Origin of the sequence: Halalkalibacter sp. APA_J-10(15) (assembly GCF_023017105.1) — a bacterium.
Taxonomy (GTDB): Bacteria; Bacillota; Bacilli; order Bacillales; family Bacillaceae_D; genus Halalkalibacter.
The window spans coordinates 1-23,229 of sequence record NZ_JALKEV010000012.1; the positions used below are offsets into that span (position 1 = coordinate 1).

General features: G+C 39.5%; 26 protein-coding genes, 2 tRNA genes and 2 pseudogenes. 7 read left to right on the forward strand and 23 right to left on the reverse strand.

Going from position 1 to position 23,229, the window contains the following annotated elements:
* Nucleotides 1-315 precede the first annotated feature (315 nt).
* A complete protein-coding gene (locus tag MW695_RS14195) occupies nt 316-1,329 on the forward strand; it encodes a metallophosphoesterase (RefSeq protein ID WP_247106016.1) in 1,014 nt (337 codons plus the stop codon).
* Between the two features lie 66 nt (nt 1,330-1,395).
* Nucleotides 1,396-1,674: pseudogene (locus MW695_RS14200) on the forward strand (SDR family NAD(P)-dependent oxidoreductase); the annotation flags it as partial.
* An 18-nt stretch (nt 1,675-1,692) separates the two neighbouring features.
* Here MW695_RS14200 and MW695_RS14205 read toward each other — a convergent pair.
* A pseudogene (locus MW695_RS14205) lies at nt 1,693-1,875 on the reverse strand (sigma factor-like helix-turn-helix DNA-binding protein); the annotation flags it as partial.
* Nucleotides 1,876-2,227: 352 nt separating this feature from the next.
* Between MW695_RS14205 and MW695_RS14210 the strand changes: the two are divergent.
* Nucleotides 2,228-2,680, forward strand: coding sequence for a hypothetical protein (locus MW695_RS14210; RefSeq protein ID WP_247106017.1), 453 nt, complete (start codon nt 2,228-2,230; stop codon nt 2,678-2,680).
* Nucleotides 2,681-2,784: 104 nt separating this feature from the next.
* Here the strand turns inward: MW695_RS14210 and MW695_RS14215 are convergent, their stop codons facing one another.
* The 3 genes from MW695_RS14215 to MW695_RS14225 form a co-directional block, all read right to left on the reverse strand.
* Nucleotides 2,785-2,973, reverse strand: coding sequence for a hypothetical protein (locus MW695_RS14215; protein WP_247106018.1), 189 nt, complete (start codon nt 2,971-2,973; stop codon nt 2,785-2,787).
* Nucleotides 2,974-3,005: 32 nt separating this feature from the next.
* Nucleotides 3,006-3,212, reverse strand: coding sequence for a hypothetical protein (locus MW695_RS14220; RefSeq protein WP_247106019.1), 207 nt, complete (start codon nt 3,210-3,212; stop codon nt 3,006-3,008).
* 81 nt (nt 3,213-3,293) lie between these two features.
* Nucleotides 3,294-3,506 carry a hypothetical protein gene (locus MW695_RS14225; RefSeq protein ID WP_306421184.1) on the reverse strand — a complete coding sequence of 71 codons (213 nt, stop codon included), beginning with the start codon at nt 3,504-3,506 and terminating at the stop codon, nt 3,294-3,296.
* 217 nt (nt 3,507-3,723) lie between these two features.
* Between MW695_RS14225 and MW695_RS14230 the strand changes: the two genes are divergently transcribed.
* Complete coding sequence (locus MW695_RS14230; protein ID WP_247106020.1) at nt 3,724-4,794, forward strand: site-specific integrase; 1,071 nt, start codon at nt 3,724-3,726, stop codon at nt 4,792-4,794.
* Nucleotides 4,769-4,924 carry a hypothetical protein gene (locus MW695_RS14235; protein WP_247106021.1) on the forward strand — a complete coding sequence of 52 codons (156 nt, stop codon included), beginning with the start codon at nt 4,769-4,771 and terminating at the stop codon, nt 4,922-4,924. The genes MW695_RS14230 and MW695_RS14235 overlap by 26 nt, the downstream gene beginning before the upstream one ends.
* A 133-nt stretch (nt 4,925-5,057) precedes the next feature.
* Here the strand turns inward: MW695_RS14235 and MW695_RS14240 are convergent.
* Nucleotides 5,058-5,130, reverse strand: a tRNA-Val gene (locus MW695_RS14240).
* 208 nt (nt 5,131-5,338) lie between these two features.
* On the opposite strand from MW695_RS14240, the gene MW695_RS14245 reads away from it, so the two are divergent.
* Complete coding sequence (locus MW695_RS14245) at nt 5,339-6,580, forward strand: DNA polymerase IV (protein WP_247106022.1); 1,242 nt, start codon at nt 5,339-5,341, stop codon at nt 6,578-6,580.
* A gap of 170 nt (nt 6,581-6,750) precedes the next feature.
* Here the strand turns inward: MW695_RS14245 and MW695_RS14250 are convergent.
* From MW695_RS14250 to lpdA, 9 genes are all read right to left on the reverse strand, one after another.
* Nucleotides 6,751-6,822: transfer RNA gene (locus tag MW695_RS14250), tRNA-Arg, on the reverse strand.
* Nucleotides 6,823-6,968: 146 nt separating this feature from the next.
* Nucleotides 6,969-7,325, reverse strand: coding sequence for a hypothetical protein (locus MW695_RS14255; protein ID WP_247106023.1), 357 nt, complete (start codon nt 7,323-7,325; stop codon nt 6,969-6,971).
* A 161-nt stretch (nt 7,326-7,486) separates the two neighbouring features.
* The gene (locus tag MW695_RS14260; protein ID WP_247106024.1) at nt 7,487-7,912 is read right to left on the reverse strand and encodes a BrxA/BrxB family bacilliredoxin; all 426 of its coding nucleotides are present in this window, start codon (nt 7,910-7,912) and stop codon (nt 7,487-7,489) included.
* Nucleotides 7,913-8,132: 220 nt separating this feature from the next.
* The gene (locus MW695_RS14265) at nt 8,133-9,296 is read right to left on the reverse strand and encodes a metal ABC transporter solute-binding protein, Zn/Mn family (protein ID WP_247106025.1); all 1,164 of its coding nucleotides are present in this window, start codon (nt 9,294-9,296) and stop codon (nt 8,133-8,135) included.
* Between the two features lie 152 nt (nt 9,297-9,448).
* A complete protein-coding gene (locus tag MW695_RS14270) occupies nt 9,449-9,919 on the reverse strand; it encodes a hypothetical protein (RefSeq protein WP_247106026.1) in 471 nt (156 codons plus the stop codon).
* Between the two features lie 319 nt (nt 9,920-10,238).
* Nucleotides 10,239-11,498 (reverse strand): dihydrolipoamide acetyltransferase family protein, encoded by a 1,260-nt coding sequence (locus MW695_RS14275; protein ID WP_247106027.1) that lies wholly within the window; start codon nt 11,496-11,498, stop codon nt 10,239-10,241.
* A gap of 12 nt (nt 11,499-11,510) precedes the next feature.
* Entirely contained in the window at nt 11,511-12,494 is a 984-nt protein-coding gene (locus MW695_RS14280) for an alpha-ketoacid dehydrogenase subunit beta (protein ID WP_247106028.1), read from the reverse strand.
* Between the two features lie 15 nt (nt 12,495-12,509).
* Nucleotides 12,510-13,508, reverse strand: a complete 999-nt coding sequence (locus tag MW695_RS14285) for a thiamine pyrophosphate-dependent dehydrogenase E1 component subunit alpha (protein ID WP_247106029.1) — start codon at nt 13,506-13,508, stop codon at nt 12,510-12,512.
* A 20-nt stretch (nt 13,509-13,528) separates the two neighbouring features.
* The gene (gene lpdA, locus MW695_RS14290; protein ID WP_247106030.1) at nt 13,529-14,950 is read right to left on the reverse strand and encodes a dihydrolipoyl dehydrogenase; all 1,422 of its coding nucleotides are present in this window, start codon (nt 14,948-14,950) and stop codon (nt 13,529-13,531) included.
* Between the two features lie 355 nt (nt 14,951-15,305).
* Between lpdA and MW695_RS14295 the strand changes: the two genes are divergently transcribed.
* Nucleotides 15,306-15,560 carry a DUF2627 domain-containing protein gene (locus MW695_RS14295; RefSeq protein WP_247106171.1) on the forward strand — a complete coding sequence of 85 codons (255 nt, stop codon included), beginning with the start codon at nt 15,306-15,308 and terminating at the stop codon, nt 15,558-15,560.
* Nucleotides 15,561-15,570: 10 nt separating this feature from the next.
* On the opposite strand, the gene MW695_RS14300 is transcribed toward MW695_RS14295, so the two are convergent.
* The 9 genes from MW695_RS14300 to MW695_RS14340 all read right to left on the reverse strand — a co-directional run bounded on the left by MW695_RS14300 (nt 15,571) and on the right by MW695_RS14340 (nt 22,900).
* Nucleotides 15,571-16,356 (reverse strand): hypothetical protein, encoded by a 786-nt coding sequence (locus tag MW695_RS14300; RefSeq protein ID WP_247106031.1) that lies wholly within the window; start codon nt 16,354-16,356, stop codon nt 15,571-15,573.
* Complete coding sequence (locus MW695_RS14305; RefSeq protein ID WP_247106032.1) at nt 16,353-17,018, reverse strand: glycosyltransferase family 2 protein; 666 nt, start codon at nt 17,016-17,018, stop codon at nt 16,353-16,355. Before MW695_RS14305 ends, MW695_RS14300 begins: the two co-directional genes overlap by 4 nt.
* 2 nt (nt 17,019-17,020) lie before the next feature.
* Nucleotides 17,021-18,139, reverse strand: coding sequence for a putative cytokinetic ring protein SteA (gene steA / locus MW695_RS14310; RefSeq protein ID WP_247106033.1), 1,119 nt, complete (start codon nt 18,137-18,139; stop codon nt 17,021-17,023).
* 129 nt (nt 18,140-18,268) lie between these two features.
* Entirely contained in the window at nt 18,269-18,649 is a 381-nt protein-coding gene (locus MW695_RS14315; RefSeq protein ID WP_247106034.1) for an NUDIX hydrolase, read from the reverse strand.
* Nucleotides 18,649-18,813: a hypothetical protein gene (locus MW695_RS14320; RefSeq protein WP_247106035.1), complete on the reverse strand. Its 165-nt coding sequence runs from the start codon at nt 18,811-18,813 to the stop codon at nt 18,649-18,651. Before MW695_RS14320 ends, MW695_RS14315 begins: the two co-directional genes overlap by 1 nt.
* Nucleotides 18,814-18,920: 107 nt before the next feature.
* Entirely contained in the window at nt 18,921-19,736 is an 816-nt protein-coding gene (gene spo0A, locus MW695_RS14325) for a sporulation transcription factor Spo0A (protein ID WP_247106036.1), read from the reverse strand.
* A gap of 489 nt (nt 19,737-20,225) precedes the next feature.
* On the reverse strand, nt 20,226-21,116 hold the full coding sequence (locus MW695_RS14330; protein ID WP_247106037.1) for a metal ABC transporter permease: 891 nt from the start codon (nt 21,114-21,116) through the stop codon (nt 20,226-20,228).
* A complete protein-coding gene (locus tag MW695_RS14335; RefSeq protein WP_483299859.1) occupies nt 21,116-21,880 on the reverse strand; it encodes a metal ABC transporter ATP-binding protein in 765 nt (254 codons plus the stop codon). The genes MW695_RS14330 and MW695_RS14335 overlap by 1 nt, the downstream gene beginning before the upstream one ends.
* Nucleotides 21,881-21,937: 57 nt before the next feature.
* The gene (locus MW695_RS14340) at nt 21,938-22,900 is read right to left on the reverse strand and encodes a metal ABC transporter solute-binding protein, Zn/Mn family (protein WP_247106038.1); all 963 of its coding nucleotides are present in this window, start codon (nt 22,898-22,900) and stop codon (nt 21,938-21,940) included.
* Nucleotides 22,901-23,229: the final 329 nt, after the last annotated feature.

Here is a 23,229-nt window from a genome sequence, read left to right on the forward strand (position 1 = left end):
TCGTTTTATAGAAGTTGGTTTGACGGCCATTTTCTATTATAACGATTGGAGATTTTTTCTGTCACTTTACCACTCTAGAAGTTTTATTTTCACACGTGTAGAACACGTGGTTTTAAACCCATATAATCATTTGGGATGCCATTAAAGCCTAAAGCATCCTAAATATTTTTATTCTATAAATAGACGATCGTTCTATTATGTTCAGGAGGTTTCATAAATGAAAAAGTTATTGGGAGTTGTAATCCCAATTACAATGCTCGCACTTGTTGCTTTGTCCTTATGGTATGTTAGTTCTCGATTACAATCCTTTTTGATTTGTATTCCCTTTGGTTAATTTTTATCGTTGTTACATTAGCCATTGCCGGCACAGCGACAGCGATTGTTGCAGGAGTTAAATCGGCAAGCAAACTGGTTGGACATTTAAATGTCCTAAGCGGGTATTTCATTATGTTCTATGTGTACACGCTTTTCTTACTTATTATCCAGCATGCTGTCCAGCTCATCTGGGATTTGCCCGCAACTCTCAGTGCATCGGTGGTTTTAGTTCTTGCGTTTATCGTAACGGTAACGGGCGCCATTAGAGCATCTACATTCAGAGTTGATGAAAGAATAATCCGGATACCATGGCTAAAAAAAGAGGTCAACGTCATGCACACCTCCGATGATGTGCACTTAGGTCACCACAACAGTCGGGATTATCTTTCGAAAATCGCTAAAGAAACCAATCACAGAAAACCGGATTTTGTTCTTATCAATGGCGATCTGGTTGACTCAAACGCAGCTCTTCTACCTGGCGTTCTCGATCCGCTATCTGACTTTAAAGCACCTATTTATTACGTTGGAGGCAACCATGAAAAGTATATTGATAACGAGCGTGTGCTTAAATTAATCAGGCAGCAAGGAGTTCGCATTCTCCACAATGAAGTTGTAGAGACGCATGGACTTCAGCTAGTAGGGCTAGATTATATGAATGCCGATGAAAACACTTTCGATATGCATGCGTCCGATCACTCGCAAACCATCAAATCGACTTTGTCGGACCTTAGGTTAAAGAAGAATACGCCTACTGTCCTCATGCATCACAGTCCAGTTGGCTTGCAATACGCCGAAGCTGCTGGCGCCAACTTAATGCTGTCAGGGCACACACATGCAGGACAGGTATTCCCCTTTAATCTGCTCAACGAGCTGGTGTTCAATTACAACAAAGGGCTACATCAGCATGGCAAAACAAGGATACTCGTATCATCAGGGGCAGGCACTTATATGCTGCGTATTCGCTTGGGTACATCCAACGAGATCAACATGCTTCGGCTGCTGCCAAGTAAGTAGCTGTCTTTATTAATAAACGAACATTCGAAAAACATAAGCTCACGATCAAAAACAGTAGAAATACTCATGAAAAAAATTATACTCATTACAGGCGCTACTGCCGGAATTGGAAAGGTTGCCGCTAAGGCTTTGGCAAAGCAGGGACATACCGTAATCATTCACGGACGCAATAAAGACAACGCACAGGCAGTATGTAAAGAAATTAAGTCCGAAACAGGCAATAACAATGTCGATACAATCATTGCAGACTTATTCTCATTTGCCGATGTCAAACGTATGTCCGAGGAATTCAAGGTGAGGTATGAACGATTAGATGTGCTTATTAATAATGCAGGTGCGATATTCGGTAAATACCGGGAAACCAGGCGCACCTCGTTTTTTTGTGTGCACACTTTTTGTTTTTGGTGCACCCATATCACGATTCCAACCATAGCGCTTTTTCTACGACTTGACTGTGTTGAGTGATACTCCATACTTCTCGGCAATGTCTTTATACTTCATGCCTTTGACATAATCTTTCTCGGCTTGTACATATTTCTCAGCCATGCTACATCACCTGCCACCTCCATCGGTTTGTGTTTGTTTTGGGAGTAGAAAAAAAGTTAATTACTTCAATGTGTTCATAATGATATAATTAATTTGTCTAAAAATGTAAAGAAATGAGGTTGGGAAATTTTGATAGGATCTTCAATCATATAAGAGGGCTGTACTTCAAAACGACCACTCTCCCTAATCGTAGGTAATACCTGCTCTGTCACCCAATCCGCGAACATTTCCGCTTCATCTTTTTCACTCCTTGATTTGGTCGGACTGTGCATTAAAGAATTTCACTCTTTTTAAATATAAATATATTTTTTGACAAATAATAAGATTAAATTTAAAAAGGTGATGGTTATTAGTGAATATGAAGAAACTTTTGTTATTGGTAATATTAATCACTCCATGGCTTACAACTCCTTTTATTGGATGGAAATCCTTCAAGCGTTATCTCCCCGCATCTTTGGTAATGAGTGGAGTCGGCTTTTTGGAAGATTATTTAGCTGATAAGTTTGGCTGGTGGAAATTCAATGTGAAATTTCATCCAAAGCTAATTGGAGGCGGCCCATATAATTTAGGCCTATATATAGTAAGTACTCTTTGGACATTAAAATTTACTTACGGAAAATTCCCTGCTTTTATGATATTAACAATGTTTTCCAATGCTATTTTCAACTTTGTATTCACAAATATAATTAGTAGGCTTGGTCTTATAACATTCAAAAATATGAGTAAAATGCATTTTTACATAATTCTTTGTATTAAAGCCGTTTTACTATATTTCACACAGTATTTCTTTGAGAACAAAAAATAAAAATCATTTGAGAGACTTCACATGAAAAGCGCATCTATTCTGGCGCTTATTATACAGCATAATATTTGTTCAATTTTTCACTCCTTCATCATGGTTTGGTCGAACTATTCACCAGTGTTTGGTTTCTTATTCTTTGTAAAATCATCATGTAATTTCATAAGTGTGAAATGAATAATTTGTTCATCAGACCAACGTTGCCCATCGGTTGTTAAATCTGAAAGCATTAATATTTCAGATAGATCGTCAAGTCTTTTTCTACTTGTTGGTGATACTTCAAATTTAATTACAGTCATTCCATCTCCTCCCTTATTGCATTTCATTTGCATCACCCCAACGCATCCTCAATCGCTTGACTAATTTTCGATCGAGCGCCGGTGTTTTGTGTTTTAAGTTGCTGTTGGATATAAAGTAACGTTTTCTTATAGCGTTCAATTTCAATTACCTGGTCACTGTCCTTATTAGATAATTCCTTACAGAGATTTTTCCAGTAGTCTTTGTCTGCTTTTAACGCTCTTGCTTCCTTTTGATTCATATCTGGTCTCACCCCCAAGTCCTATCACGGAAATACTTAAACATCTCCCCATTTTGAAACCGCACCTCAAAGCATCTATCATTAAAATAAACACTCTTGAAAAATCCCATTTTCAACAGCAACAGGATTTATCCAAAGGACTTCTTCTCTTTTTGCTCCCCCTTCCGCTTTCGCTTTTTTTCTTTCACGACGCCAGTTACTCAAGGTTTCATCATAAAGCGGATGAGCATAACCTGATAAAATAACAGGTCCAGGATGTACCTCTAATAACTCAATATGTTGTTCGATAGACATCTCATGTTTGTAACTAGTTGTCGTCCGAGTTGAAAGGATATAAGGTGGGTCTGCATATATCAATACATTCTGCCTCGAGTATCGTTGTATCAACTTGACAGCTGGTTGCAAGTTGGAGAGGAGCAATTAAGTTATGACGTTAAGCGTTTATTACGATGAAATTGATGATCAGTTAATAAGCGTTAGGAGATTTTATTCTATTTAAGGAGTGATCATATTGGCTACTGGTTCTTATCGTCATCGAGGTCAGAATAAATGGCAGCTAGAAGTTGATTTAGGTTATGTAATCGATCCACATACAAAAAAGAAAAAACGTAAGAAGAAATATAAAACTATTACCGCTAAAGGTTCCAGAGAAGTAGAAAAAGAATTAATTACGTTTGTTGCTGAAGTGACAGACGAAGGTTATATCGAACCTGAAAAAATTAGTTTCGAGAATTTTGTAAAAAAACAATGGTTACCTAAATTTGCGAGGAAGAAATTAGCAGGCACTACAAGTGATACTTATATACTACATTTAGAGAAGCGAATTTTACCCGCTTTTCAATTATTTCAACTATATCAAATTAAACCTATTCATATTATTGATTTTCTACACAATCTATCTGAGGAAGGAATGAGACAAGATGGAAAGCAAGGTTCACTGTCTTCTGCAACTATTTTCTATCACTATCGAATTTTAAAAAGTATTTTCAAATTTGCTGTTAAGTGCAAACTAATCAAAGAATCTCCACTTGAAGGAGTAGAAAAACCAAAGGTTACTGGGAAAGAAATAAATGTTTATGACGATGAACAAGTAATTGAGTTGATGAGATGTTTAGAAAATGAGTTACTACATTGGCAGATCGCTATTAAAATTGCCATTTCAACTGGTTTAAGGAGATCTGAACTTCTTGGGCTAGAGTGGAAACACATAGATACAAATGAAGGATTAATAATGATTCGACAAAAGGTCACCTATACTAAAGAAAAAGGTTATTTCATAGATGTAGAGTTAAGTTCAAAAGAAAAAAAAAGAAACCTATCTCTTCCTAAATCGCTGATAAAACCTCTTGAGAAACTTCGAGCCATAAGAGGAAAAGAAAGACTTGCTGTTGACGAGTTATGGGACAAAGATCGCTTTTTTATCTTTGCTAATGAAAATGGCAAACCTTATCACCCTAGATCAATTAATCGTTTTTGGGAACGCTTTTTAAATAAGAATGACTTGCCTTATATTAATTTTCATGCTTTACGCCACACGTCTGCTTCTTTATTAATTAATGAAGGAGTCCATGCAAATTGCTGATCGTTTGGGTCATGCAGATATTAAAACGACAATGAACATATATGGCCATGTACTCAAGAAAGCTGATCAAGCAGCTGCTGATAAATTAGATTCATTACTTATGCATAAAAATAAGATTAATTTGCCATAAAATCATTAATTTTTGATTTTCGTCGGCAAAATGTCGGCAAGCAATTGATTTCAACAAAAAGAACATCACTTTTGAAGTGATGTTCTTCGTAGAAATCCTTGTTCCAGAAGGATTTCGCGGGTTTGGCACCCAATGACCCGTATTGGGCTCGAACCAATGACCTCCACCCTGTCAAGGTGGCGCTCTCCCAGCTGAGCTAACGGATCATGTTATATTATTTTAACGACAAGTTTAATTTTAACGGAATTGATGACTAAAGTCAATCTTTTTTCAGCATCCTCTCCTTCTCATTTCCAAATATTTCGTTTTGAATAAGAACTGACGTTCGTATATACTGAATAAAAAGTGTCTTCACTACACGCATTAGAAAGTGACTCAAACATCTATGACTCAAAAACATCACTGAACTGAGGGATGAAGATGGAGCGAACCGTTTTTTTAATTGATATGGAATCGTTTTATGTTTCGATTGAAAAGAGCTTTTATCCAGAATCACGGGGGAAACCTACGGTCGTTTCCGGCGATCCGAAACGGCGTAGTGGAGTGATTTTAGCCGCTTGTCCAATCGCGAAGAAATATGGTATTCAGACAGCGGAGCGACTGTGGGAGGCGCAACAAAAATGCTCTGATTTGGTCATTATCAAACCAAAAATGGAGACATATATGAAAGTATCTGTACATATTACAGACATTTTGTATCGTTTTACTGATTTAGTAGAGCCTTACTCCATTGATGAGCAATTTGTTGATGTGACTGGCTGCCTTCACGCTTATGAATCCGTCGACGCTCTTGCAGAGATGATACAGGAAACGATTTTAGCGGAAACCGGTGTGTTTGCCCGAATTGGAATTGGTGATAATAAGCTTTTAGCAAAAATGGCTTGTGACCGTTTTGCAAAAAAACGAAAAGACGGTCGATTTACGCTACGAAAAGTGGGGGTACCCGTTCACATGTGGCCCTTGCCGATACGTTCTTTGTTCGGTGTAAGCACGCGAATGGAGCGTCACTTTCATAACATGGCGATTCGCACAATTGGCCATCTAGCACAATCACCCCTTGAGCGAATGAAGAAAAAGTGGGGCATTCCTGGTCATGTTTTATGGCTTAGTGCCAATGGCCATGACGATTCCCCCCTTGCAGAGTCATCCGCTGACGGTGAAGCGAAGGGAATTGGACATGCGATGACATTGCCGCGTGATTATGACAGCTTAGCAGAAATTAAGGTGATCCTGCTTGAGCTCTGTGAAGAGGTTGCTTCACGCGCGCGTCAATCAAAGCAGCTCGGGGAAACGATCAAAGTCTTTGCCAAAGGGGCCAATTATGAGCAGCCGTTCTCTTTTTTACGTCAACGTCCACTACCACAGCCTAGTCATTATAGCTTAGACCTTTACGAAGTTGCAGTCCCTTTGTTTCAGCAATTTTGGTCAGGACAGCCGATTCGGCAAATCGGTGTCACCTTAACAAAGCTCAGCTCTGATCGCGCGCGGCAATTAAGCTTGTTTGAAGTTGATACAGGTCGAAAGGAACAAATCGGGAGAACGATGGACGCCATTAACAATAAATTCGGCAAAGCCTCGATTATTCGTGCTGTTTCCATGAAAGCTGCTGGTCAAGCAAAGGAACGCGCTAAGAAAATAGGTGGACATTACAAGTAAAGAAAACCGTCCTTTACTTTGCCGCACGAACCCGTTACATTGGTTTCAGCATGGATGGCTGTGCACTCCTTTCAATCATGAGTGTAACAAACGAAGCCAGTGCTCTTCCTTTAATTAAAAAAGACGTCACCAGCCTTCAAAAAGCTAATGACGTCTTTTCCCTCTTTAAACGCGCCTAGTAGGACTCGAACCTACAACGCAAGAACCGGAATCTTGAATGATATCCCTTTCACCATAGGCGCACGACACGTTATAGTCTAACTTGATATAATAGAGAAGTCAACCAAAGGATCCTCTATCATCTGTATAAGTAAAAGCTATATTCACTAAAACCTCATCCAAAAGATGCCACAAAAGTTGCAGCATCCTTCACATCTCTCTTACAACACTATGCTTCCTCCGATGCGCCTTCCTCTAACATTTGATTAAAGCGCTCGCTAATATCTTCCTCGCTATAGCCAAGCTCACCTAGTCGTTGTGCTAAGTTTTTCGCCCATAACTGTAAGCGCTGTGCCATTTTTTTATATTTTTTCGCTTCAGGTCCTTTCGCGTTCGCACGGCCCTCTGCGTTTGTCATCACATTTTCGACAATAAACAGACTTTTCCAAACCATTTCCTCATTTAAAGAATCTCCTTGTTCTCCAAGCTCCTTCAATACGTTTTGGTAGTAAGATTGAAATTCTTTAAATGAAATCTCCTCATCCATGTTTAAATACACTTGAATTTGATCATATAATGCTTGCATCTTGACACTCTCCTTTTATCTCGTAACGGCATTATACCATATTTCGTTCACAAACAAATAGATTTCATTTGTGCAAACAACAAAAGCCTCTCATCTAAATGAAAAAAGCCTCACCCAGATTGATTCCGTTCTGAGCAAGGCTTATATCATATCATCCGTTCTTATGAACAGTGCTCATCAAAAGCCTTCTCAAGCTTTTGAACGACTTGAATGGGCTCATGGCCTTCGATCTCATAACGCTCAACCATCATTTGAATCTTACCGTCCTTAAGCAAGGCAAACGAAGGTGATGAAGGAGCATAGCCTTCGAAATACTCTCTAGCACGAGCTGTTGCTTCTTTATCTTGCCCTGCAAAAACCGTAACAAATCGATCTGGCTTTGTATCATAATTTTTCACATAAGCAGCCGCCGGACGAGCAATCCCCCCCGCACAGCCACACACCGAGTTGATCATCACAAGTGTTGTTCCTTCTTGCTTCAACGTTTCATCGACTTCTTCAGCCGTTGATAATTGGTCATAGCCTGCTTGGTCCATCTCTTGACGTGCCACTTGTACGACATCGTTCATAAAGAAATTAAATTCCATTAAAAAGCCACCTCTCATTCGCATTACATATTCTTTCCTTATTGTACCCTCTTTTTTGAATTAAACCAATCGTTTTGCCTTGATCCTCTCAATCATAGTAAAGAGCGTAGCCCACGCCTCGCACGAATCCGACTACCTCCTCCCTGATGAAACGTCAAAAAACATTATAAATTCTTAGATGTTTAAAAAACAGCTGACCTAAAAGGCCAGCTGTTCTCCTTTATTGCAACGCCGTGCGCAATGCTTCAATATTGCGTCTCATTAATGAGAAATAATCTTCATTATTTTCTACATCTTCGTCGATCAAAGCTTCTAAATTGTGTAAATAGACAGCCTCTGCCCCAACTTCATCTTTCACGACTTCAGAAACTTGTGTTGGAATGTTTTGCTCAAACATCACATGGTGAAGATCATTTTCTTCGGCATGCTCAATAATTTCTTCAATTTGACGTTGAGAAGGCTCTTCGGTTGGTGACATACCAGAAATACCAATTTGCTCTAAGCCATAACGTTCATGCCAATAACCGTAACCCGCATGCGAAACGATAAATGTATCCTTGCTCGCTGCATCGACCATCTCTTGAAACTCCTCATCAAGCTGCTCAAGCTCTTCCTTTAACGCTTCGAAATTATCTGTAAATAACTCTTCTTGCTCCGGCATTAATTCAATAAATGCGTCTTTTACATTTTCAGCTAGCGTAATCGCCAAAATCGGATCAAGCCACACATGAGGATCTTCATCATGGTGATGGTGACCGTGATCTTCTTCGTGCCCATGCTCTTCGTGCTCATGATCGTGGTCGTGATCTTCTTCATGTCCATGATCGTGATCATGATCATGGTCGTGATCTTCTTCATGTCCATGATCGTGCTCATGATCATGGTCGTGATCTTCTTCGTGTCCATGTTCTTCGTGCTCATGATCATGGTCGTGATCTTCTTCGTGTCCATGATCGTGATCATGACTATGGTCATCATAATCTATTAAATCAATTCCTTCTGATGCTTGAACAATGAGAATATCTTCTCCTTCTAACGTATCAATTAAAGCATCAGCAAATCCTTCAAGACCAGCCCCGTTATAAATGAATGCGTCCCCTTCAGCGACATCAATCATTTCACGTGGAGTTGGATCAAATGTATGTGCATCTGCTCCAACAGGTACCATGTTTGTCACTTCAACAAACTCTCCACCAATTTTATTAGCAAAGTCCTCTAATGGAAAAATCGTCGTAAACACTTCTAACGGTTCAATCGTTTCTTCAACCGCATTATCATCCTCACCAGAATCAACTTCCTCTAGTTCTTCTTCTGTGCCACCACACGCAGCTAAAAATGCTGAAAGTACTAGGATAAGAGCTAGTATATAATATGTAGGCTTCATTCTTCTACCCCTTTCGTAACCATTACGTTTTATTACAGTAGTGAATTATATCGTAATTATTCTTATTTGTAAACTCTTAAACTTATTTTTTTAAAAGAGTCGTTTTACCTCAATCAAAAAGCTGTCCCCGATTTATTGGAACAGCTTTACTATTATGATGACGCTTCTAGTGCTTTTTTCCACGTCTCATTCATTTTTTGATAATGAGAAAATAGCTTCGGTAAGACGTCTTGAATAGCTTCTATATCACGTTTTTCAACAGCATTTGAAAATTGTTCTTGAATCTTTTCGTGCTCCTCCAACCATTTTTGATTAAATAGGTCACCTTTTTCTACATCACCACGCTTTTTGGCTTCCTTCCACTTCTTTTTCAATAAATCTCTTTCCTTCTTGATCTCCTTCCACTGATCAAGATGCTCGGGAGCAAACTTTTCTGCCAAGAGATCATAGTAGTAATCAAGATGAACGTGAAACTCCTTATGAAATTTCATCGCACACTCGTGATGACAATCACTTTGCTCTGCTGTATTCTCCTCAGCCTGAACAAAGGATAAAGCAGTAAAAGCTAATAAAATGATGAACAAGCCTTGCCCTACAAAAAATAATCGGTAAAATGACTTCATCAATTCGTCATCCTTTCCTTTATGTATTCAACCAATAGCGTAACCAAATTCAGAGTAATCATGCACTATGGCGCACTAAAGGACAAAAAATCCTCTCAAGACTAAGCAAAGTCTTAAAAGGAGACATCTGAAAAAAGGACTACTCAACTTTTTCAGTAGCTTTGATTAGACTAGCAATGACTTCACTCTTTGCTAGCTAGATACGAGAAACGACTCGTACTAAGCTTTTCAAAACAGGAAACGGTTTCGTTCATAGATTAAAGGGCACCAAAAAAGTTAGAAACCAAACTTTTTCAGTGCCCTTCTTAAGAGAATTTTATTAATAAACCGATGTATTTTCCTTTGACGTATTCTCCAAAATCTCCTTCACTCGCGCAAGGAAGCGACCGCAAATTAAGCCGTCTAATACGCGATGATCAAGCGATAAGCAGAGGTTGACCATACTGCGAATCGCAATCATATCACCAGCATCACTTTCAATGACAACAGGACGCTTGACAATCGATTCCACAGATAAGATTGCCGCTTGTGAATGATTCAAAATCGGTGTTGATAATATTGAACCAAATGAACCGGTGTTATTAACCGTAAATGTCCCACCTTGCATATTGTCACCAGAGATGCTACCCGTGCGAACCTTATTAGCAAGCTCATTTACTTCCCGACCAATCGCCTTGATTGATTTTTCATCAGCATTCTTTATGACAGGAACGTACAGGGCATCATCTGTTGCTACAGCAATAGAGATGTTAATATCTTTTTTCTGGATAATCTTGTCGCCACCCCAGACCGCATTCACTTCTGGGAACTCCTTTAATGATTCTACTACGGCTTTAATGAAAAATGGTAAAAAGGTTAAATTAAAGCCTTCCTTTTGTTTGAACTCACCTTTAATTTGATTACGATAGCTTACTAAATTCGTGACATCAGCTTCAACCATCATCCAAGCGTGAGGAGCATCCTGCTTACTTTGGACCAAATTGGCTGCAATCGCTTTTCGCGTGCTAGATAATGGAACTTCAACATCTCCAGATTCCGTAACGACTTGCCGTTGATTTGTTCCAGAACGGGGCTTCACTGTTGGCTGTTCAGTTACAGGAATGCTTTTTGGTACGCCACCGTTATCAATCACTGCCTGAATATCCTTACGGGTAATCCGTCCACCTTTTCCGCTTCCCATCACTGATTCCAAATCAATATGATGCTCAGATGCTAGCCTTAGTACAGCCGGCGAATAGCGACGTTTTTGTGATTTTGTATCTTCAATGCGATCTATACTGTCAATAGCCTTTGGCGCTTCACTCGACTCTAATTCGCTTGATTCACGTTCAGCATCACCCTCATCCACTTCAATTACACAAATCACTCGACCAACCTCTACAGTCTCATCTTCTGAAACGAGCAATTCTTGAATCGTACCTGAATAAGAAGATGGGATTTCAGCATTCACTTTGTCTGTTAGTACTTCCGCAATGGGGTCATACTTTTTAACCGATTGGCCTGGCTCGACTAACCATTTACTAATCGTTCCCTCGGTCACACTTTCTCCAAGCTGTGGCATGGTCATTTCGGTTGCCATTTCGATCCCTCCTTAAAATTCAGCTAGCTCGCGCATCGCTTTTTCGATTTTATCTGGATTAATGAGAAAATATTTTTCCATTGTCGGAGCGTACGGCATTGCTGGTACATCAGGCCCTGCGATGCGCTGAACAGGTGCATCTAAATCGAATAGACAGTGCTCTGAAATAATCGCCGCAACCTCTGACATAATACTGCCTTCTTTATTTGCTTCTGTTACGAGTAATACTTTCCCTGTTTTATTTGCTGCTTCTTTTATCGCCTCTTGATCAAGTGGATACACCGTACGTAAATCAAGGACATGAACAGAAATACCATCCTGTTCAAGGCGCGAGGCCGCTTGCAACACAAAATGCACAGCAAGGCCGTATGTAATGACGGTTATATCTGAGCCTTCCTTTTTCACATCAGCCTTGCCAATCGGTAGCGTATAATCGTCATCTGGTACTTCACCTTTTATTAAGCGATAGGCTCGTTTATGCTCGAAAAACAAAACAGGGTCATTGTCACGAATTGCGGCCTTTAAAAGCCCCTTTACATCATAAGGTGTTGAAGGCATAACAATTTTCAAACCAGGTGTATTCGCGAACATGGCCTCAACTGACTGTGAGTGATACAGTGCACCGTGAATACCTCCACCATACGGGGCACGAATCGTGATCGGACAACTCCAATCGTTGTTTGAACGGTAGCGTATTTTCGCAGCTTCGGAAACAATTTGGTTCACTGCTGGCATAATAAAGTCAGCAAATTGTATTTCAGCGACCGGGCGCATTCCATACATTGCAGCACCAATACCAACACCAGCGATCGCTGACTCCGCAAGGGGAGTATCAATGACTCGCTCTTCACCAAACTGTTCATACAAACCATTCGTTGCTCGGAATACCCCTCCACGGGCTCCAACATCTTCCCCAAGTACAAATACTTTCTCGTCTCGTTCCATTTCTTCACGTAAAGCTAACGTTACTGCTTCAATATAAGATCGTACAGCCATCTTTCTCTCCCCCCTCTACACCTGCTCATCATAGACATGTAATAGCGCACTTTCTGGATCAGCAAAAGGTGCCTTTTCAGCGTATTCTGTTGCCTCATCGACTTCCTTCGCTAAGCTATCCTTCATAACGTTTAAGCCCGCTTCATCTAGAACACCAGTCTCGATTAGATAGCTAGCAAACGTCTTAATAGGGTCCTTTTCCTTTGCTGCTGCAACCTCTTCAGCCGTTCGATACGAGCGATCATCATCATCACTCGAATGTGGTGCAAAACGATAACAAATCGCCTCAAGCAGTGTTGGGCCGTCGCCACGCAAGCCGCGTTCACGAGCTTCTTTCACCGCCTTATAAACAGCAAGTGGATCATTCCCATCTACCGTTTCACCGTGCATTCCGTAGCCAATTGCTCGATCTGAAACACGCGCACACCCGAGCTGTTTCTCGACTGGGATCGAAATCGCGTATTGGTTGTTTTCACATAAGAAAATAACAGGTAATTTATGAACACCCGCAAAGTTCGCCCCCTCATGAAAATCTCCTTGATTTGATGAACCTTCACCAAACGTTGTAAACGTGACAAACTCTTTCTTCTCGAGTCTACCAGCAAGAGCGATCCCAACCGCATGAGGAACTTGTGTCGTTACAGGAGATGATCCTGTGACGATGCGGTTTTTCCGTTGGCCAAAGTGACCAGGCATTTGTCGACCACCAGAGCTTGGATCCTCTGCCTTGGCAAACGCAGAAAGCATAAGGTCACGCGCTGTCATGCCAAACGACAATACGACTCCCATATCACGATAATAAGGAAGAATATAATCAAGCCCTTCATCTAGAGCAAAAGCGGCACCAACCTGAGACGCTTCCTGTCCTTGACAAGAGACGGTGAAAGGGATTTTCCCTGAACGATTTAATAGCCACATTCTTTCATCAATTAAACGAGCTAATAGCATTTTTTTATACATTTCAATGACAGCTTGATCTGATAGGCCTAGCTCTTTATGATTGTATTTACTCATGTAAATAATCTCTCCTTCCATTACAAATGAATCGCTTTTCCATCAACAGCAAGTGCCACTTCGCCGACAATCTCTGATAACGAGGGATGCGGTCGGATCGTTTCGGCTAGTTCAATATGCGATGCATCTAGTACTTTTGCTAATGCAGATTCAGAAATCATGTCCGTTACGTGGGGACCAATCATATGGACACCTAAAACGTCTTGGTCTGCATTGACGACTAATTTCACAAATCCCTCATCCTCTCCTAGTACAAGTGCCTTTCCAATTGCCTTAAATGGAAAAATAGCCGTACGTACATCCTCACCACGCTGTCGCGCTTCTTCCTCTGTTAGACCGACACGTGCCATTTCTGGAGAACTATAAATGCATGTTGGTACTTGATCATATGGCAATGGTTCCACTTTCTTCCGAGCGATATGGTCAACCGCAATGATGCCTTCATGTGATGCAACGTGAGCAAGCTGCAGCCCACCTATGACATCACCAATTGCGTAAATGTGCGGATTTTTCGTTTGGTATACATCATTTACAGAAATGACACCATCTATGACTTCAATATCCGTATTTTCTAAACCAATCCCTTGTACATTGGCACTTCTCCCTACAGAAAGCAAGAGCTTCTCAGCCTCGATTAATCTATTCTCACCTTCATGTTTAATCGGAACACGAGCACCTTCTGTCAGCCTTTTAATCTCAGTTACATCAACTTCGGCTCCAACGATAAATTGAATCCCCTTTTTCTCAAGTAATCGAGCAGCTTCTTTCGAAACGTCTGCATCCTCACTAGGTAAGATTCGCTCACTTGCCTCAACGACGGTTACGTCTACTCCGAAATCAGCAAGCATCGATGCCCACTCAATTCCAATCACACCACCACCGATAATAACGATTGAGGATGGGAGCTTTTGCAATGTCAACATTTCATCAGAGGTCAACACAGACGTCCCATCAACATCAAGACCTGGTAACGTACGTGGTGAAGACCCTGTTGCAATTAATACATTTTGACCGATCAGCATCGTATTATCAGAACCATCATTTCGTTCCACCGAAATAGTGCCAGGCAATGGTGAAAAAATCGATGGACCTAACAGTCTGCCTATTCCTTCATATACAGTGATTTTCCCTTTTTTCATTAAATGACGTACGCCTTTGTACAGTTGGGCAACGATATCGTCCTTTCTCTTTTGCACTTGCTCAAAGTCAAACGAGACTTCCCCAGTTTGTACACCAAATACCTCTGCCTTCTTTGCTGTTTGCAGAACCTCTGCACTTCGAAGCAAGGCCTTTGTAGGGATACACCCTTTATGTAAACACGTTCCACCAAGTTTTTCCTTTTCAACAATCGCAACAGACAGCCCATTTTGCACCGCTCGAATCGCTGCAACGTAACCGCCTGTTCCTCCACCTAAAATGACAACATCAAATTCCTCTGCCATACCTTCCTCCTTCTATCAAACAACCTGCTCGTCCACATTCTATTTCAAAAAAATCAATTTTATAACCATTACATGTATCATTTCATTTTATATCGAATATGTAAAGAAATACGCGAGATGGCTTTTCTTTAAGCTATTGTTCAAAACGGTCTCCTTATATTGTACTCAAAACCGAAAGACGATGCCACTATTTTTATGACTTGGTCTTAAAGGTTGCTATTACTTTCTAATAAAATCGCTAGTACGTTTTTATTAAATAGACACAATTTCAATATGCCTGTTCCTATACTTCGAACCTTATTTGCGTTAAAATAAAAAAGGATTAAACATGATGCGTATAAAAGAGGGATTAACAATGGGACGCTTTATCGCACTAATGATTCTAGTCATTCCAGGCATTATCGCTGGCTACGGCATTAAGCTAATGCGTGATAGTATATTTCAAATTTTATTAACACCTTTTCCTACATTAATTATACAGTTTTTTGTTGGAATTGTATTATTTTTAGCTGGGCTTAGCTTCATAGGTGGCTTTATTTTTTACCGAGATAAGAAAAACGGGAAGATTTCATCACGATTTGCAATCAAAAAAGGTAACGAACCAGACTAAGCCTGTTTCGTTACCCTTTTTTTATCCCCAATTGGTCTAAAGCCTTTAATACTCGTACCTTCTCTATAACAGCTGAAAAAGATACTCGCTCTGCATACCATATAAAAAAAGCCGTCGTCATACTCATAATGAATTGAGCGCTCAATGAACTAAAGTGTATCACCACAAGTGCAATCATTGCACCGACAAGTGTTGAGCCATTATCACCGAGCATCGCCCATTTGCTTCCTTCCATCAAAAGCCAAATGAGTGTAACAATTCCTACCATTCTCATGAGTGAGAAATCAAATGGAAGGCCCAATAGTAAGATACCTGCTATGATCGTCGTCACCTTTAACACTCTTAATGGTCGTGTATCAAACAAATTCATAACATGAGGAAAGCTCACTAATAGCCAAAAGGCGATAAATGCTTCATACCATAGCTGCTGCCATTGCCAAACAACGAGTGCCGCCACAACAACTGTCATCATTCCTTTCATTAAACCAGTCGTCAGACGGTGTTCTTCGCGAAAATATCGAAAATGCCCCTTTAATCCTTTAGGGTATCCTTCTCCATAAATATCATCTAACAGCCCCATTCCCCATATCACGAACAGGTAAATAAGACTTATGCCCATACCAGCTCTCACATTTCCTTGTAAAAGTACCAAACTTATGACATAACTAATCATCAGAAAACATCCGATGCTATATGGAATCTTTTTTCCCTGATAATTGTATACAACCCATCTTACTTGCTTGAAAAGGAAAAAGCTGAACGCAGCTGCGCCAATGAAGGAGATGAGACTGATCATACACGGACGCTCCTTAATTGCTTTTCGATTTGCCACCACTGCTTTAATCGATGTGTATAACCTTTCAAGGATTTCCCCATTTCTCGATGCGTCATCGTTGTCGGCAATTCAAAAATGGACGCTCCCGCATTCAGTAGATCAATCGTCATTTGTGCTTCCACAGAAAATCCCATATAGCGCTGCTTTAATAAAATAGGAAGCCACTTCCGATGAAAAGCCCTCTGTCCGGACAGCGGAGACTCTAGCCACATTCCTGTTTGTTGATGGATAAGCTTTTGTACTCTTCTCTTCACAAAACCATTTCCCGCTTTTTTTCCTGGTTGAATAATGGACAAACAAATATCTGTTTGTTGTGATTCAACGGGCTTCAAAAGCTCTACATATTCTAATGCGCTCTTTTCTAAATCAGCATCTAAACAAACAATATAGTCGCCTTGAGCACATTCCCACCCAGCTTGCAAAGCGTAGCCCTTTCCATGGTTTTCACGTAAGCAAATGAGTTGATCCGCCAGTTCTTTCGCTAACGAAGCCGTTGCATCTGTACTTCCATCATCAACGACGATTAATTCTGTATCGCTTTCACCGAGTTTCTTTATATATGACAAGGTCTGAACGATGTATTCTGCTTCATTATAGGCTGGAATGACAAGCGATACCGACATAGTTAAAGCACCTCCTTCTTCTTCCAAGCGTAGAAACGTTCTTGAATAAAGGAACGGACGAATTCTAGCATCGATGGTCGTTCAACTTTCGGTATCATTGAATTAAAAGCTACTGAGCTTGAGGCAATATGATGAATCCCTTTTAAATCAGTTATTTTTGCTCCTGCTTGTATTCGAGCTAACCATGTTGCACCCATTCCAGGACGACCCTTCTCAAGAAACTCCTCCATTCCTAAACGACAGCCTACTAAAAAGATCCGACTCACCTCTGACCAATAAGCAGCCATAATAGCGACATCTTCACTTGTGCCAACGAATTGAATAAGCTCGGTCTCCAACCCTAAACGATCTACTCGTTTTTTTCCAGGAGAATCACCGTTTACATGCTGATGACAAATTAATGTTGCACCGCAAAACATAGCTCTCTCACTAATTGAATCCATATCACCGAAAATAAAGTGCGGCTTTATTCGTTTTTTCAACAAGCCATCGGCCGCGCCATCAACTGCGATAATGACAAGGTTCTTTTGATTTAAAAGGGAACGTAGCACCTGAACATCTTTTTCATAGTTCGTATTTCGCGCTACAACACAAACGTGCTTCCCTTTCATGACATGTAAGCAATGAGGCAGTTGTGGCTTCGTTTGAAACCAGAGCTGCTCTTTCTTGGCAAAATTTAATGTATTAAGGACGAACTGCTCATAACTTGATGAATAATGCGTACGAGCTAGTTCATCTTTTTCTAATACTAGCTGCTGATCGTATACTTCCAGCGAGGCAACTTTATACGATTTCAACCCTTCTATCATATAAAGTCCATTTTGATCAATCATCATTTCTTCACCATCAAAGGTGTAATCCTTTCGGCGATGTAGCTCCTTCACATCATATACAGCAATGCCAGCCTTTAAAAGCGAGGATACATGGGGATGTTGAAATGTCCCACTATAGGATCGATACATATTAATAACTGCTTTTACTTTAGCTTCTATCATACCATTAACAGCAACTCCATCTAAATCTTGATGCCATAAAAAAACGATACTCTCTTCCGGTACATACTGGAGCAATTTCTTTGTTTGTTGATGCTCATAAAGTACACCATAAATTGGTTCAGCCATATCCATACCCTCTTTAAATCGTTTGTCCTTAATATGAGCGAATACAGCAATTTCTATGAGCGAGGAATGATATAGTAAAAATAACCTTGACTAGCAAACAAATCAAGGTAAGAGCTGTCATTGATTTAATCATTTCTGATCTAAAAAATCCTTTGCCAAATAATAGGCACTTACAGTAAATAATTGTGTGTTTATTTCATTTGCCCTTATTAATTCTTTCATCTCATCAAAATCAACTAAGACCACTTCTATTTCTTCTGTTTCATCTAGATCTTGATCGAATTTCCTAAAGGCATCGATAATAAGACATGTTATAATTTTATTCGTTTGCGTTGCAGGATTTACCATAAATTCACCTAATTTGATCGGCTTCGTCTTTGATGTATAACCTGTTTCTTCCTTTAATTCTCTTAAAATCCCTTCCTCATATGATTCATTTTCCTCAATTTTACCTGCAGGAACTTCTAAAAAGAAATCCTCTCCCGCATAACGGTATTGCTTTACTAGCACTACTTTTTTATATTCGTGATGACAAACGCATTCACCCAGTCAGAGTATTCATGAACATAGTAGCCATCTATGATCCCTTTTGAATGCTGGCATTTATCCTTTCTTAAATGGCCAAATGGCGTCTTATATACATAGTGAGAGTCTAACGTTTTCCACTTTTTCATCCACCGTGCTCCTTCGCTTAAACTTTTGCAAAAAAAAAAATCAAACCCAACAATTCATCATGATTCATTGGGTTTGACTTTTGACGTATATTTGTATGACGTAGCAACTAAGACACCTTATGCTCAATCCTTAGCTTATCGGCCACCATCGCAATAAATTCACTATTTGTTGGTTTAGCTTTTGAATGGCTAACCGTGTAGCCAAACAAACTTGAAATAGACTCAATGTTTCCACGGCTCCATGCGACCTCAATTGCGTGTCGGATCGCACGTTCCACTCGACTTGACGTCGTATTGAACTTCTTCGCAATATCGGGATAGAGAACCTTAGTAATTGAACCAAGCAATTCAATGTCATTATACACCATTGTAATCGCCTCTCTTAAGTACATGTAACCTTTGATATGTGCAGGAACACCTATTTCATGAATAATGTTAGTAATGCTTGCATCTAAGTTCAAGCCTCCATTAGAAGACGATGAATCTGATTTAGATGAAATAAATGATGATGAATTTGATGAACCAGATGGTTGAATAAATGATTGATTTATTCCGCCAATATCTCGGATATTCGTAATAAGTACATCCATATCAAAAGGCTTCAACACATAATAGGATGCACCTAACTCGACAGCCTTCTTCGTGACATCTTCCTGACCGAATGCGGTCAGCATAATAATATTCGGTTTATTCTTAAGCTTTAATGTATTCAAACGCTTTAGCACTGCTAAACCGTCCAAATGAGGCATAATTATATCTAAAATTAAGACGTCAGGCTCTTTATCCTCAACTAAGCCTAAACACTCTTGTCCATTGAAAGCCGTTCCTATGACTTCCATGTCACTTTGAGCAGAAATATACTCATTCAACAAATGAACTAATTCTCGATTATCATCCGCAATACAAACCTTTACCTTTTGCACACAAAATCCCCCTCTGATTACAGTAATAAATATTGATCCTTATACTAAGTTCGACACCCCTACGGCATTTCCTCTATTTTTTTTATTTTTATTTGATTTTTTTATAATTACTGTCATTTACTCCATAATACTCATGTTTTCGATAACATTCGTCATTTGACAGATCAAATGAACTTTGTTTTTGTCGAATAATATTTATACAATCATCATACCACAATATAGCCACCTATACGACAACGGTTTACGTAATGACTAATCACCTCTGCTTTTAAGGTAGAAGGAGATAGGGAAAGAGTTATATGTGTATTTGTCACAGAAAGGATCGAGAAAAATAAGTTTCAGTCAAAAGGAAAATCCGAAGATTCAAAAAGAATCATTCGGATTTCATTAAATAAACAGTAATAATTGAAAAGGGAGTTTTTTTCTTTAAAGGAGTGCTTTTTTATTCAGAATTTTTTGTTGAGATTAAGAATTAGGGATAGGAATAGCTTATACAGCCGTACGATCGCGTGACTCTTTTCGGTTAGCCATTGTTGTTCTAAATGAACGGACGACAACACCTTGTTTTGGCGAAAATAAGAAAGCAATAATGAAAATCACTGATGCGACTAATACAATCGAAGCCCCTGTCGCTACATCATAAATAAATGAGCCATAAACACCAACAATCGCTGAAATTACACCAAATAAGGACGCTAAACCTAGCATCACCGGCAGACGATCTGTTAATAAGTAGGCCGTTGCACCTGGAGTAATAAGCATGGCTACGACAAGGACAATACCAACTGATTGTAGGGAAGCAACTGTCACTAATGTTAAAATAATCATTAACAAATAATGTATTAATTGAGTCGGCAATCCAATGGCTTGAGCCATCGTCGGATCGAATGTACTAATTAATAATTGCTTGTAGAATAAAAGAATTAATGCAAAAACGGCAATACCAATTCCAATCGTCATCCATAAGTCCGAAGTTCCAACAGCTAACACATTCCCAAACAGAATATGCCATAAGTCCAATCCTGAGCCACGATTATACGTAATTAAGACTATCCCTAATGCAAACGCAGCTGTAAACATAATACCAATCGACGAATCATGTTTAATCCGACTTTTTTGTGATACATACCCAATGGCAATAGCTGTCAAAACCCCTGTAACCATCGCTCCAATAAAGAAGCTTGCTCCAAGTAAATACGCAATAACAACACCTGGCAAAACCGCATGAGAAATCGCATCTCCCATTAAAGCCATACCTCGTAAAATGATAAAACAACCCACCATCCCACATATAATCCCAACGAGAATTCCTGCTATTAGCGCATTTTGCAAGTATTGATACTTACCAACTGCATCAAGAAAAAAAGCTATGTTTTCCATTAGTTGCTCACCACCATTGAACCAAAGCTACCATTTGACACAAATGCCGCTTTTCCTTCATATGCACGCTCTAAATTTTCTAATAAAAAGACATCTTCTGTTTTTCCGTAAGCGATGAGCTTTTTATTCAACATGATTAACTGATCAAAATAATCGGTTACCTTACTTAAATCATGATGAACAACAAATATTGTTTTCCCTTCATTTTTCAATTCCTTTAGTAATTGAAAAATGATTTGCTCTGACGTCATATCAATGCCAGCAAACGGTTCATCTAAGAAAAACAATTGAGCTTCCTGAGCTAATGCTCGAGCAATAAATACTCGCTGCTGCTGACCACCTGACAATTCACCTATTTGCCTTTTCCGAAAATCAATCATGCCGACCTTTTCGAGGCAATGAAGAGCTAGTTGCCGATCCCTCTTTTTTGGTCTCCCCCACCAAGAAATATGAGGATAACGCCCCATTAAAACAACATCTTCAACTAAAACGGGAAAATCCATATCAATGTGGTTTCGCTGTGGAACGTAGGCTATTTTTTTTCGAACCTTGTTGATGGACTCATCCAAGATTGATATCGAACCACTTTGCTTTGGGATCATTCCCATTACCACTTTGATAAATGTTGACTTCCCAGCACCGTTCGGTCCTATAATTCCTACTAACTCCTCTTTAGGTAAACGAAGCGTAATCGTATCCAGAGCTTTCTCATTATGATAACGAACCGATAGCTGCTTTACCGCAATACTCGTCTTCATCTCCATCTCAATCACCTTTCATCGGATGTCACGAAAGACACCTCACGAGGGTGCCTTTCCTTATTATTGTGTTAGTCCTTCAACAAAGACATTAACATTATGCTCCATCATTTCTAAATAAGTCTCAGCTCCGCTTCCCTCAAGCCCAACAGCATCTGTATACACTTCGCCGGCAATTGGGACATTCGTTTCATTTGAAACTTGCTTCATGAAATCTTGATTAACGGTTGTTTCAACGAAAACAGCAGGAAGCTCTAAGTCATTAACTAAATCAATAATTCGAGAAACCTGTTGTGGTGTTCCTTCTGCATGAGAGTTAATATCCCATACACCTTCTGTTTCAAAGCCATAATCAGCTCCAAAATATTTAAATGCATTCTCACTTACAACAATAACACGTTTCTCTTCTGGAATCTCAACGACTTCCTCTTCAATCCAAGCATCAAGCTCTTCTAATTGTGTTATATATGCATCAGCATTCTCACGATAGACAGACTCGCCATCAGGATCTCTTTTAATTAAATCCTCCACAATGTTATCAACATACAGGATAGCGTTTTTCGCACTTAACCAAGCATGTGGATCATCCTCTTCTCCACCTTCCAATGGAATGGCTGTAACTCCATCAGAAATGGCTACGATTTCTGTTTCTGTCACATTAGTTAAAATAGACTCAAGCCATTCCTCAAGGTCAAGTCCATTAACATAGAAGACATCTGCATCTGATACTTTTTGAAAATCACTTGGTACAGGCTCATACTCATGAGGCTCTTCACCAATTGGGACAATATATTCAACTGTACCACGATCACCAATGACTTGTGAAATGATATCCCCTAATATAGAAAAGCTTGTTGTAATCGTTAGTCCTTCTTCATTTTCATCTTGCACAACTTCTTCGCTCGAGCCATTGTCCTCATTTGTTCCCGTCTCATCCTCCTGGACGGTCTCCTCACTTCCGCATGCAGCCAATAGCAAGCTGAATGCTACGACCATACTTAGCCAAATCCACCCTTTTTTCTTCATCTCCAATTCCTCTCCTTCTTACTTTTTTAATTATATACATATCACTTTCCACTTCTACCTTTGCACAAAAACAAGGTTTTCTCCTTATAAGGTATATGTATATCAATATTATAAGGCGCTAAAAGTTTGATTAGTGTTAAAACATTTGTCCAAGTCTATTTATTTGCTCATGACAACATGTTTTTCCTTAGTGCAACTTTATTATAAAACGGAAATTTATCATTTGTCTATACTTTTTTAAAAAAATGATCCTTTTTTTATGAACGTCTTTATTTGTTACAAATAAAAGGCCACCGAAAAGAAATCATTCTCCTTTTTCAGCGGCCTCT